This is a genomic window from Aquibium pacificum, assembly GCF_040839445.1.
Classification (GTDB): domain Bacteria; phylum Pseudomonadota; class Alphaproteobacteria; order Rhizobiales; family Rhizobiaceae; genus Aquibium; species Aquibium pacificus.
Genome location: NZ_JBDPGJ010000002.1, coordinates 977365 through 989146 on the forward strand (window position 1 = coordinate 977365; position 11782 = coordinate 989146).

Here is an 11782-nt window from a genome sequence, read left to right on the forward strand (position 1 = left end):
GCTTAGCTGGAAGTACCTGAGACGGCCTTGTCCCGCCGGAGCAGGGACATCGGCCGCGCCGACAATATGGCCTGTCGTGCAGGCACTTCTACAAGCCGCCAGATTGCATAAGATGTAATGTAGATTACCAACAGGAGCATGATCGCCGCCGCAGACTGGTTCCATGTGGCGATCATCTTTGCCTGCGTTGCGTGTTTGAGCAGCAGCGAATGGACCATGTAAGTGGCGAAGCTGATTTCCCCAAGCCGTATAAGGATAGGATGCTCAAGGCTGCGGCGGATCACACCATTTCCCGCAGCGAGAACATAGATCAGGAAGGCAAAAGCCAGAAAACTTCCCGTTTGGCTGAACCAGGCCCCGTATGCCCCCGTGATGAAACCCATCAGGGCGACTGAGCCGATCACAGCGGCGATCGCACCGCATTCCAGCCACGTCGTGTCGTAGGAAATACTGCCGCGCGCTAGAAAAAGTCTGGCGGTTGCCATCCCGGTGAGGAACTCGAACAACCGCATTGGCGGGAAGTGAAGCATAATGTGATGCCATGTCCAGCTTCCCGGCGACGTCATGCCGAGCGGCGCACCCGTGATATGGATATAGGTCACGACGGCAAGGCTGACCGCGAATGCGAGCGCAGCGAGTAGGTAAATCCTGCGACAGAGAAGTGCTATCGGGAATGCGGCATAGAAGAACATTTCGGTCGAAATGCTCCACGAGACGCCGTTGAACGAGAAGACGAAGCCGTTCTTTGGTACCCACGACTGAAGCAGGAAGATATTGGCGAAGAGGAGCTTCAACCCGTTTTCGGTCATGGCCCCGGTCCCCAAGCTCGGCAGCAGGAACATGGCTAGGCCCAGTGTGAATATGTGGACCGGCCAGAGACGGGCGAAACGGGCGAGATAAAACCGACCGATCTTGTCATGCAGGACTGGGTAGTTATAGGTCAGGATAAAACCTGACAGAACGAAGAACAGCGATACTCCGTTTGCGAGACCGAACACATAACCGAACGGCATCAAGCCGCCCAGGTGGAAAAGCACGATCGCTCCCGCGGCGAAGAACCGAAGCGACGTCAGGGCATGAAGTGGCGGACGTTGCATGCTTTTTCTAATTCTGTACCGTGTTCAGTGTCACAGTCTCAGACAAATGAAACACGTCCCGATGGTGGACCATCTTCGTCCGGCACGCTTTGGCATCTGGTCGCTGTGACAATGTCTGCGATCTGGCCAATGAGCCAACCATCCCCGCCACGACGGCCAGTGAAGAAGAGTGCCGAGACTACAATCTCGACCGGTGCCGTCTTGGCAGGATACCGCACTGTAGGCAAGTACCAGTCATCGGAAAGCCGTGGAAGTAAGGACAACCTGGTCGGCGCGTCGTTCCGACAGTCACGCGAGAGAAAGGCATGTATGATGAACTGATCGTTTGAGCAGGCAAGCCTCTTTTCCTCATCGAGCGGGAACTACCACCCCAATGCACACCCATCCTTGCGTGGATCCGATCCGCCGATCAGGAATCCGCTTTCGTAGTCGATGGCTATGATTTGGGCGCCGCCCCAGGGGCCGAGGGCATCGCGTAGCGTGTGTCCCCTTGCGGCGAGTTCGGAGCGGACGCCGGCCGGTATGCCCGTCTCCGCTTCCAGCGTGCCGTCCTCGCCCCAGAACAGCCGCGGGAAGTCGACCGCCTGCTGCGGGTCCATGCCGAAATCGAGCATGTTCGACAGGACCAGCGCATGGCCCATCGGCTGGTAGGCGCCGCCCATGACGCCAAAGGCGCACGAGGGCTTCCCGTCCTTCGTCGCCATGCCCGGGATGATGGTGTGCATCGGACGCTTGGCCGGCGAGAGCTCGTTGGGGTGGCCTTCCTCCAGCGTGAAGCAGGCGCCGCGGTTCTGGAGCGCGATGCCGGAGGCAGGCGTGACGATCTTGGAACCGAAGCCGGAATAGAGCGAATTGATGAAGGAGACCGCGCGGCGGTCGCCGTCGACGACGCAGAGGTAAATCGTGTCTGAATTCGGGATCGGAGGAAGCGCGATGTTCCCGTTTCGGCGCCCGGGCATGTAGCCGCCTGCGAGCGCCTCCGTGTAGGCCGCGTCGAGCAGGTCCTTGGTTTCGCAGGTCATGGAGGCCGGATCGGCGATGTGGCGATCCCGCACCGCATAAGCGAGGCGCGCCGCCTCGATCATCAGGTGCCAGCGGTCGGGGCCGTCGACCGAGGTCCGCTCGACGCGCAGTTCGTTCATGAGGTTCAGCATGATAAGGGCAGTCAGGCCCTGTCCGTTCGGCGGTATCTCGAAGACGTCGTATCCGCGATAGCCCGTCGTGATCGGCTCGACCCAATCGGCGGAAACCTTCGCCAGATCCTCCTCGCTAAGGAAGCCGCCCTTCTCGCGTATTGTCCTTGCGATCTCGGACGCGACCTCGCCCTCGTAGAAGGCGGCCGAGCCCTTTCCGGCGATCCGGCGTAGCGTGGCGCCGAGTGCCGGCAGCCGGTGCCGCGAAAAGACCGCAGGTGTCCGTCCGTTCGACAGATAGTGGATCCGGCCGCCCTCGTCGGCGGCGAGTTCCGCCGCGTATCGCGCCCAGTCGCGGGCCACGCGCGGGTGGATCGCGAAACCCTCCTCCGCGTATCGGATAGCGTCGGTGAAAAGCGCCTCGAAGCCTCTGGTTCCGAAGCGCTGCGACAGCACCTCCCAGGCCTTGATCGCGCCGGGAACGGTCACGCTGTGCGGGCCGGTGGCGGGAATTTCCGTGAAGCCGCGTTCGCGATACCACGCCGCGTGCGCTCCAGCGGGCGCGCGGCCGGAGCCGTTCAGGCCATGCAGCGTGCCGTCCGGCTCGGCCACAATGACGAAGCAGTCTCCGCCGATGCCCGTCATGTGGGGCTCCACCACCGCCAGCGTCGCGGCGGCCGCGATCGCGGCGTCGACCGCGTTGCCGCCGTCCCTCAGGACCGAAATGGCGCTTGCGGTTGCCAGCGGGTGCGACGTCGCCGCCATCCCGTTCTCGGCGACGACGGGCGAACGGCCCGGCATATCGAATTTGCGCATAGCCGCGCCTCTTGTTCGTGACACAGGCAGTCGCAATAGTGCCGCCGACCGACTCACCGCGACTTTCTGGCACGGTTTGGCGGTGTGATCCATGGACGGAAGGACAGGTAGATGACCTCACTGACACTCGCCACTGCCAACGCCATCATCGAGGGGGCGTTCGCCCGGGGCGCGGAACTGGGGCTCAAGCCCCTCGGCGTTTCTGTGCTGGATGCGGGCGGGCACCTCGTCGCGTTCCAGCGTCAGGATGGTGCGTCCTTCCTCAGGCCGCAAATGTCGGCAGGAAAGGCCTACGGGGCGCTTTCGATCGGTGCGGGTTCGCGCCGGCTGGAAGCGTTCGCCAAGGAACGCCCGCACCTCATGGCTGGCGTGTCAGATGTTTCGGGCGGACGGATCGTCGCGGTTGCGGGGGGCGTGCTCATCCTGAACCGCGACGGAGAGATCGTGGGCGCGGTCGGAATATCAGGCGATACGTCGGACAACGACGAGGCTGCGGCGGTCGCCGGCATCGAAGCCGCGGGATTCGCGGCGGACGGAGGTTGAGCCGGCGGCCTCAGTTGAAGCTGACGTCGCGTCCCGCCGAGCGGATCGAGACGGAAAAGCCGGCCACGAGATCGACCAGGGCGATGACGAGCAGGATGAAGAAGACCGAATGCGCAGCGCCGCGCACCAGGAGGAATTCGACGAGATAGGCGACGAAGACGAAGGTCGAGAGGAGGTGGTCGATGACCGAGGCGTTCGACGTCCGCGTCGATTTCATGATCTCGACGAAGAGCAGGATGAGTGCGATCAGGATGGTCAGGTCGCCGAGCGTCATCGACCAGTCGCCACCCGACATCATCGGGATGGTGAAGAGCACCTGCTCCCACGGCCCGGCCGCTCCGCCTCCGAGCATTCCGGCAAGGCCGAGATTGAAAATGATGAACGGGACGATCAGCAGCGGGATGGAGGCCATTGCGCACTCGCTTTGTAAGGTCCGCACCGGTGTAGCGGGCCGGAACGCAGCGTCAAGATGATGCCCGGCCACAAACGCAAAAGACCGGCGCGAAGCCGGTCGATGCGCTACGGGAAAGAAGCCTGAAGGAGGCTCAGCTTTCCTTGGATTCGAGAACCTGACGGCCGCGATACATGCCGGTCTTCAAGTCGATGTGGTGCGGACGGCGAAGTTCGCCCGAATTCTTGTCCTCGACGTAGGTCGGGGCCTTCAACGCATCGGCGGCGCGACGCATGCCGCGCTTGGACGGCGAGGTTTTTCTTTTCGGTACAGCCATGGAACCTGCTCCATCGATCGGTCAAAGCCCGCCGCGCCCTCGTTTCGAAGAGCCAGTCGCGACAGGCTGTTTTTTGAAAGTCGCGTGCCTATACACGCTGGAGCCCGCTTTGGCCAGCGGGGTCGCCAAATTTTTGTCGCACCGTCGCGCTTGGCGACCTATTTGACGCAACGGATGTGGGAGCCGGCCTGTTGCGCCCGTTTCTCGATGACGCTGGCGAGCCTGTTCAGTCCGGGCGTCGGGCGTCCGGGCGTCCGGGCGATCGGGTTGGGAAGCGTCACCGCGAGAAGGGCCGCCTGCCGGCGCGACAGCTTGGCCGCCGATACTCCGAAATGGTGCTGCGCCGCGGCTTCGGCGCCATAGATGCCGGGTCCCCACTCCACGATGTTGAGGTAGATTTCCATCGTGCGCTTCTTGGAGACCGCCGCATCGAAGGCGAGCGCCATCGGGGCTTCCAGCGCCTTGCGCACGAAGGAGCGCCCCTGCCAGAGGAACAGGTTCTTGACCGTCTGCATGGGTATCGTCGAGGCGCCGCGGGTCTCCTCGCCCGCCAGCGCGCCGTCGATCACCTCGTTCAGCGCGCCCCAGTCGATGCCCCTGTGTGAGCAGAACTGGCCGTCCTCCGACATGATCACGGAGTGGACGAGGACCGGCGCGATTTCCTCCAGGGGAACCCATTCGCGCTCGTAGCCCTCGAGGGTGACGAGGTTCTTCGCCATCAGGGTCGAGATCGGATGGACGAAGGGCAGCAGATAGAGGAGCGTCAGGGCTACCGGTATGAGGGCGAGCGCGACCAGCGCCACCACGACGAGGCCCAGCCACCTGCGCAGCCTGGAACGGGATTGTCTCTGTTTCGCCGCGCGGCGCGCCATTGGGCCCTCCGCGGGCTCTGGGTCAATTTCGGGTGTTTCCAAAACGGGCATACTGTCGCTTCACCTGCCGTGGACATAAAGCGCGCGAACTCCCGGCGCAACGCCCGCACGCCGTGCTTGACCCCCGAAGAATTTGCGGCCATCGCTCGCCGCCATGCAAGCCGATGTCGAAACCCTCTTCGAAGCGACGCGCATGGCACATGCCGATGCCGTGGAATCCATGCTGCGCTCCCTTCTCGATGATCGCCCGCGCGACGGCGAAGTGGCGCGGCCGTCCGGCCTGATGCAGGCTATTCGCCATGGCGCCCTGAGCGGGGGAAAGCGGCTGCGGCCGTTCCTGTTGCTGGAGAGCGCCGCCCTGTTCGGCGCGACCGGTCCGGCCCCCCTGCGGGTCGCCGCGGCGCTCGAATGCGTCCATTGCTATTCGTTGATCCACGACGACCTTCCCGCCATGGACGACGACGACCTGCGGCGGGGACAGCCGACCGTGCACCGGGCCTTCGACGAGGCGACGGCGATCTTGGCCGGCGACAGCCTGCTGACATACGCTTTCGACATCATCGCCAGCGACGAGACGGAACTTCCGGCGGAACGACGTATCGAACTCGTCACCCGACTCGCGCGGGCGGCGGGCCTGGGCGGCATGGCCGGTGGACAGTTCCTCGACCTCACGGCCGAGCGGCAGACGCCCGGTGAGGAGGGCATTCTCCGGCTCCAGGCCATGAAGACCGGGGCGCTCATCCGCTTCGCCTGCGAGGCCGGCGCGATCGTCGGGCAGGCAAGCCCCGCCGATCGCGAGCGGCTGGCCGAATTCGGCTCCGCAGTCGGCCTCGCCTTCCAGCTTGCCGACGACCTTCTCGACCTGACGTCCGACGCCGCCACGCTCGGCAAGGCGGCGGGCAAGGACGCGGCGGCGGGAAAGGCGACACTCGCAGGCCTGCACGGCATCGATTGGACACGCCGGCAGCTGTCCGGCCTGATGGATCAGGCCAGCGACCTGCTGCGCCCGTTCGGCGCCGCGGGTACAATGCTTCGCACCGCCGCGCGTTTCGTCGTCGAGCGAAACCACTGATCCCGGTAGGGCGAAAAAGCCGAACGTTAAGCCCGGTTTAAGACGATTGCTCGATGTTTACGGACATTCGGGCGAGTTCAGTTTTCGGGTACGCCATGTCTTCAGTCATCACGCGTTCCTACATGCGCGGTCGGATCTACGCGATTCTCGCGGGGTTCATCCTGGCCGTTTCCGCAGGAACGGGCTTCATGATGTGGCAGTCCGAACTGGCCAAGACGAACGTGAAGTTCGGGGCGGTGATCGCCTCGATGGCCGACGCCACGAGCGACGTGCTCTACCAGACGATCCGGCTCGACAACACGCGCATCGGCAAATCGGCTTCCGTCGAGACGACCGGCCTCGGTTCCTCCGGCCAGGTGCAGGCCCTAGGCACTCCGGCCGAAATTTCGCTGATCCGCGCCGATTTGCGCGATGCGCTCGATCGTCTCCAGGCAGCCTACGAGGCACTGGAGCATGCGATCGAAGGGGATGTCATGGTCGGCGAAAGCCGTTCGATAACGGCGGGTGAAGAGTCTGGAAGTGTGCCCGCCGGCGAGGGACCGGACAAACACGCGCTTCTCAACACCATCATCGGCGTAGAAGCACCGAAGGCCGTCCGCGAGATCTGGGAGGGAGACGGCGCCGCATCCCTGAAACGCGACATTCGCGAGGTGCTCACCCATGCCGACCGGCTGGACATCTTCCGGGATTATTCGCAACCCGCCGCGCAGCGGGTCTTCCTGCAACTGAAGCAGCTCGCCAACGATCGCCTTCGCCCGAACCTGTCGCGGTCCCTCGACCAGCTCAACGAGGAGATGATCTCGCGATACGGGACGTTGCAGCTGTCGCTGCTCGTCGTGGCAATCGTCATGGTCGTGGCAGGCGGCCTGGTGGGGCTGCGCATCTTCGAACCGATGATGCGCAATATCTATCATGCGCACGAGGATCTGCGCCTGGCCAAGGAGACAGTGGAAGGCGCGAAGCTGAAGGCGGAGGCCGCCGATCGCGCCAAGTCGGAATTCCTGGCGAACATGAGCCATGAGATCCGTACTCCGATGAACGGGGTGATGGGCATGGCGGAACTGCTGGAGCGTACGGAACTCGATAAGCGGCAGTCGATGTTCGTCGACGTCATCCTGAAGTCGGGCAATTCGCTGCTGACGATCATCAACGACATCCTCGACTTCTCCAAGATCGATGCCGGGCAGCTGGAACTCGATCCCGCGCCGTTCCGCATCGGCGAGGCGATCGAGGACGTCGCGACGCTGGTTTCGGCAAAGGTCGCGGAGAAGGACCTCGAACTCATCGTCCGGGTCGATCCAGCGCTGCCGGTTTCCGTGGTCGGAGACGTCGGCCGCTTCCGCCAGATCGCCACCAACCTGGTCGGCAACGCCGTGAAGTTTACCGAGAAGGGACACGTCCTGGTCGATATCTCCGGCACGGTGCGCGGAGAGACCGTGGACATCACGCTGCGCGTCGAGGACACCGGCATCGGCATTCCGCAGGACAAGCTGTCCGCGGTATTCGACAAGTTCGCACAGGTCGATGCCTCGTCGACCCGCCGGCACGAGGGAACCGGGCTGGGGCTCGCCATCGCCTCGCGGCTGGTGGAACTGATGGGCGGGAAGATCGCGGTGGAGAGCTCGGTCGGGGAGGGATCGACCTTCTCGTTCACCATTTCGCTGCGGGTCGACAATTCGGGTGTCGCGTCCAGACCGGTCGTCCCGGTCGACGTCACAGGTGCGCGGGTGCTTGCGATCGACGACAATCCGGTCAACCGCGACATCCTCGTCGAACAGTTGAAGAGTTGGGGCTTCGACTGCGCCGCCGTCGAGAGCGGAGCGGTCGGCATCGCCTTCCTGGAGCGGGCGCGGCAGCTCGGCATTCCGGTCGACTGCGTCGTCCTGGACTACCAGATGCCGGGCATGAACGGTGGGGAGGTGGCAAAGTCCATCCGGGACAATCCGAAGATCGCCCCGGTTCCGGTCGTGCTTCTCACGTCGGTGGACCAGGCACAGACGGCGCGCCTGGCGATCGAGTTCGGCATCGCCGCGCACCTCCACAAGCCGGCACGCTCCTCGGCGCTGCTCGAAACGCTGGTGTCGGTCATGCAAAGGGCGAGGACGGCGATCCGGCCGGTGCGGACGTCGGAGACTGTTCCCTTCCCCACCCGCGTCCGTGTGGTCGAGCCGACCGAGCGCCGGATCTCTGCCCAGACCATCAACAAGCCGGGACCGCTGGACGTCCTCGTCGCCGAGGACAACGAGGTCAACCAGCTGGTTCTTCGCCAGATCCTCGAGGGCCTGGGGCTGAGCTACCGCATCGCCGGCAACGGCCGGTCGGCAGTCGAGATGCATCGGCTGCTCAAGCCGAGGATCATCCTCATGGACGTCTCGATGCCGGAGATGAACGGACTGGAAGCGACCCGCGCGATCCGCGAGGCGGAGCGCGGAACGGGCGTCCATACCCCGGTCATCGGCATCACGGCCCATGCGCTGAAGGGCGACAGGGAGAAATGCCTGGAGGCGGGGATGGACGACTATCTCTCCAAGCCGGTCTCGCCGAACAAGCTGTCGCTGAAGGTGGAGACCTGGATCGGCGGCGGCGAGATGGCGCGCACGGCCTGATCCCAACCGGATCACCTATTGCGCAGCACCACGCAGGAACCGCCCACGCCGCGCAGCTGGCGGCAGATGGCGTCGGCCTCGGCGCGATCGTCGGCGCCGATCCTCACGGCATAGATGCCGCGCCGGCCGATCGGGCTGCGTATACGGCTCACCACCGGCTCGTGGTCGGAAAGCAGCGCCGGGAAACGTGCCTTCACCCGCTGATACTGCCTCACTGCCGCCGCGCGGCGGAAGTTCCCGGCGACCTGGATTCCCCATGGCTTCACATGCACCGAAGCCATCGGCACGGTGGCGCTCATGGTGACCGGAAGCGCCTCGCAGGATTCCTCGAAATTCTTTTCCTCCTGGAGCGGCGGGACGACCACCGGAACGGAGCGGTCGATGAAGTTCTCGGCGGGCTCGCCCAGGATATCGAGGACGTAGTTTTCCGTTTCGAGCGGCAGGAAACCGCCTTGGCGCAGCCAGCGCCCCACGCGGCCTTCGCCAGCATTGTAAGCGGCCGCGGCCAGGCCGAGATTGCCGAACCCTGTTCGAAGCTCGCCAAGATAGGCGGCGGAAGCGGGAATTGCCTGCTCGACGTCGAAACTGTCGGCCAGGCCGCGCAGTTTCGCGGTGCCCGGCATGAATTGCGCGATGCCTTCCGCGCCGGCGGGGCTGACCGCGTTCGGATCGAAGCGGCTCTCCTTCCAGATCAGCCGCGCGAGGAACTCCGGGGGAAGCTCGTTGCTCTTCGCGTGCGTTTCGATCAGATCGCAGATGCGCTCGACGGTGACGGGTTGGGGCTTTTTCGGGCGCGGCCCCGGAGGATCGGCCGATGCTGGCGGAGAGGCAACAGCCGCAGCGGCCAGGATGATCCCCGCCAGCGCGCCCCGCGGCCGCACGGCTCTACTCCGCTGCGTGCCGCCCGCCCGCGCCGAAGCGCTGCTCGATGTAGTCGGCAACCATCTGCTGGAACTCCGCAGCGATCGCCGGACCGCGGAGGGTCGCGGCCTTGCGGCCGTCGACGAAGACCGGAGCGGTGGGCGTCTCGCCGGTTCCCGGAAGCGAGATGCCGATGTCGGCGTGCTTGGATTCGCCGGGACCGTTGACGATGCAGCCCATCACCGCGACCTTGAGTTCCTCGACGCCCGGATACTTCTCGCGCCAGACCGGCATGTTGCGGCGAAGGTCGTCCTGGATGGCTTGGGCGAGTTCTTGGAACACGGTGGATGTGGTGCGCCCGCAACCCGGGCAGGCTGCGACGATCGGCACGAACTGGCGGAATCCCATGGTCTGGAGCAGTTCCTGCGCCACCTGCACCTCGCGGGTGCGATCACCGCCGGGTTCGGGGGTAAGCGATATGCGGATCGTGTCGCCGATGCCTTGCTGCAGCAGGATGCCCATGGCTGCGGACGAGGCGACGATGCCCTTGGTGCCCATGCCGGCCTCGGTCAGACCGAGATGCAGCGCGTGGTCCGAGCGGCGCGCCAGTTCGGCATAGACGGCGATCAGGTCCTGCACCTGGCTGACCTTGGCCGACAGGATGATGCGGTTGCGCGGCAGCCCGATCTCCTCGGCGAGTTCGGCCGACAAGAGCGCCGACTGGACGATCGCCTCTCGCATCACCTCCACCGCGGTCAGCGGCGAGCCGGCGTTCTGGTTCTCGTCCATCAAGCGTGTCAGCAGGTCCTGGTCGAGCGACCCCCAGTTCACGCCGATCCGCACCGGCTTGTCGTGCCGGATCGCGGTTTCGACGATCGCCGCGAACTGGCGGTCCTTCTTCTCCTTGAAGCCGACGTTCCCCGGGTTGATGCGGTACTTGGCCAGAGCCTCGGCGCAGGCCGGATGATCGGCGAGGAGCTTGTGGCCGATATAGTGGAAGTCGCCGACCAGCGGCACGTCGACGCCGAGCCGCGCCAGGCGGTCGCGGATGCGGGGCACGGCCGCCGCGCTCTCGTCGCGGTCGACGGTGATGCGCACGATCTCCGATCCGGCACGGTGGAGGGCGGCGACCTGTGCGACCGTCGCGTCGATGTCGGCCGTGTCGGTGTTGGTCATCGACTGCACGACGACCGGCGCCGAGCCGCCGACCAGGACGCCGCCGACGTCGACGCCGACGGACTGGCGGCGCGGCGCGGGACCTTGCCCGGCGGCCTTCTGGATCGGCGCAATGGCGTTCATCTGTCGGCTCCGCGACGGTTCGGGATGCAATTCAGGTGGCGGAGCACCTCCGCCATGTCAAGCGTGAAGCAAAATGGCGACGATCCTGTGTCGGCAGGGGCCATCATAGGCATCAGGACCCGCCCCCCGCGACCGCCCGTGCCCTTTCGATGATAAGGCGGCGGTCCTCGGCGTCGAGCAGCTCGTCGTCGAAGAGCTTCATGCACAGAAGGCCTTCCATGGCGAAGAAGGCGACGAGGACGCCTGCGAGATCGTGCGTCTCCGCGCGCAGGCGCGCCAGCAGCCGGCGCCGGAACTGGTTGATCGGCGCCAAGAACTCCGGATCCTCGGCGATGGCTGAAAAGATCCAGGATGCGGGCGGGCGCTCCTCCGCCGAACTGCCCTCCATGAGGCGCATGTATGCGGCAAGCAGCGGCTCCCCGCGGGCCGCCGCGGCATCGAGCGACTGCTCCATTTCTCCGAGATGCTTCTCCACCAGCCCCTGAAGGAGCTTTGCCTTGGTCGGGAAATTGTAGAGCAGCCCTCCCTTCGATACTCCGGCCTGGTGCGCGATGGCGTCGAGCGACAGGCTGCCCGGTCCCGCATTGCGCGCAAGTTCGGCGGCTGCCGCAAGGATCCGTTCACGCGAATTTGCTTTGGTGGTGCTCAACCTGCGTCCTCCCTCAGGCGTGGTCGTGATTGACAATACCGTCCAGACGGTACAGTTATCAAGTGCTTCCTATGTGGGATGATGCCGCACCGACATGCGTCCCGCC

11 protein-coding genes are annotated in these 11782 nt (G+C 64.9%); 3 read left to right on the forward strand and 8 right to left on the reverse strand.

Annotated elements, in window-relative coordinates; translation table 11 throughout:
- Positions 1 to 2: 2 nt before the first annotated feature.
- Positions 3 to 1097, reverse strand: coding sequence for an acyltransferase family protein (locus tag ABGN05_RS11155; RefSeq protein WP_367954082.1), 1095 nt, complete (start codon positions 1095 to 1097; stop codon positions 3 to 5).
- A 362-nt stretch (positions 1098 to 1459) separates the two neighbouring features.
- Positions 1460 to 3046 carry a gamma-glutamyltransferase family protein gene (locus tag ABGN05_RS11160; protein ID WP_367954083.1) on the reverse strand — a complete coding sequence of 529 codons (1587 nt, stop codon included), beginning with the start codon at positions 3044 to 3046 and terminating at the stop codon, positions 1460 to 1462.
- Positions 3047 to 3157: 111 nt separating this feature from the next.
- On the opposite strand from ABGN05_RS11160, the gene ABGN05_RS11165 reads away from it, so the two are divergent.
- A complete protein-coding gene (locus ABGN05_RS11165) occupies positions 3158 to 3589 on the forward strand; it encodes a GlcG/HbpS family heme-binding protein (protein ID WP_367954084.1) in 432 nt (143 codons plus the stop codon).
- Between the two features lie 10 nt (positions 3590 to 3599).
- Here the strand turns inward: ABGN05_RS11165 and ABGN05_RS11170 are convergent, their stop codons facing one another.
- The 3 genes from ABGN05_RS11170 to mtgA form a co-directional block, all read right to left on the reverse strand.
- Positions 3600 to 4001, reverse strand: coding sequence for a hypothetical protein (locus ABGN05_RS11170; RefSeq protein WP_367954085.1), 402 nt, complete (start codon positions 3999 to 4001; stop codon positions 3600 to 3602).
- Between the two features lie 133 nt (positions 4002 to 4134).
- Positions 4135 to 4317, reverse strand: a complete 183-nt coding sequence (gene rpmF / locus ABGN05_RS11175) for a 50S ribosomal protein L32 (RefSeq protein WP_072607725.1) — start codon at positions 4315 to 4317, stop codon at positions 4135 to 4137.
- Positions 4318 to 4475: 158 nt separating this feature from the next.
- Positions 4476 to 5240 (reverse strand): monofunctional biosynthetic peptidoglycan transglycosylase, encoded by a 765-nt coding sequence (mtgA, locus tag ABGN05_RS11180; RefSeq protein ID WP_373695912.1) that lies wholly within the window; start codon positions 5238 to 5240, stop codon positions 4476 to 4478.
- Positions 5241 to 5382: 142 nt separating this feature from the next.
- On the opposite strand from mtgA, the gene ABGN05_RS11185 reads away from it, so the two are divergent.
- Positions 5383 to 6261, forward strand: coding sequence for a polyprenyl synthetase family protein (locus ABGN05_RS11185; RefSeq protein WP_367954087.1), 879 nt, complete (start codon positions 5383 to 5385; stop codon positions 6259 to 6261).
- 95 nt (positions 6262 to 6356) lie between these two features.
- Entirely contained in the window at positions 6357 to 8867 is a 2511-nt protein-coding gene (locus tag ABGN05_RS11190) for a response regulator (RefSeq protein ID WP_367954088.1), read from the forward strand.
- 11 nt (positions 8868 to 8878) lie between these two features.
- On the opposite strand, the gene ABGN05_RS11195 is transcribed toward ABGN05_RS11190, so the two are convergent.
- From ABGN05_RS11195 to ABGN05_RS11205, 3 genes are all read right to left on the reverse strand, one after another.
- Positions 8879 to 9748 carry a lytic transglycosylase domain-containing protein gene (locus ABGN05_RS11195; RefSeq protein WP_367954089.1) on the reverse strand — a complete coding sequence of 290 codons (870 nt, stop codon included), beginning with the start codon at positions 9746 to 9748 and terminating at the stop codon, positions 8879 to 8881.
- Between the two features lie 4 nt (positions 9749 to 9752).
- Entirely contained in the window at positions 9753 to 11027 is a 1275-nt protein-coding gene (ispG, locus tag ABGN05_RS11200; RefSeq protein WP_367954090.1) for a flavodoxin-dependent (E)-4-hydroxy-3-methylbut-2-enyl-diphosphate synthase, read from the reverse strand.
- 112 nt (positions 11028 to 11139) lie between these two features.
- Positions 11140 to 11676, reverse strand: a complete 537-nt coding sequence (locus ABGN05_RS11205) for a TetR/AcrR family transcriptional regulator (protein WP_367954091.1) — start codon at positions 11674 to 11676, stop codon at positions 11140 to 11142.
- Positions 11677 to 11782: the final 106 nt, after the last annotated feature.

Bases quoted from the DNA above. Each gene is read 5' to 3' on its own strand.
- ABGN05_RS11170 (WP_367954085.1), bottom strand. From the start codon at position 4,001: ATGGCCTCCATCCCGCTGCTGATCGTCCCGTTCATCATTTTCAATCTC.
- ABGN05_RS11165 (WP_367954084.1), top strand. From the start codon at position 3,158: ATGACCTCACTGACACTCGCCACTGCCAACGCCATCATCGAGGGGGCG.
- rpmF (WP_072607725.1), bottom strand. From the start codon at position 4,317: ATGGCTGTACCGAAAAGAAAAACCTCGCCGTCCAAGCGCGGCATGCGT.
- ABGN05_RS11160 (WP_367954083.1), bottom strand. From the start codon at position 3,046: ATGCGCAAATTCGATATGCCGGGCCGTTCGCCCGTCGTCGCCGAGAAC.
- mtgA (WP_373695912.1), bottom strand. From the start codon at position 5,240: ATGCCCGTTTTGGAAACACCCGAAATTGACCCAGAGCCCGCGGAGGGC.
- ABGN05_RS11155 (WP_367954082.1), bottom strand. From the start codon at position 1,097: ATGCAACGTCCGCCACTTCATGCCCTGACGTCGCTTCGGTTCTTCGCC.
- ABGN05_RS11185 (WP_367954087.1), top strand. From the start codon at position 5,383: ATGGCACATGCCGATGCCGTGGAATCCATGCTGCGCTCCCTTCTCGAT.
- ABGN05_RS11190 (WP_367954088.1), top strand. From the start codon at position 6,357: ATGTCTTCAGTCATCACGCGTTCCTACATGCGCGGTCGGATCTACGCG.
- ispG (WP_367954090.1), bottom strand. From the start codon at position 11,027: ATGAACGCCATTGCGCCGATCCAGAAGGCCGCCGGGCAAGGTCCCGCG.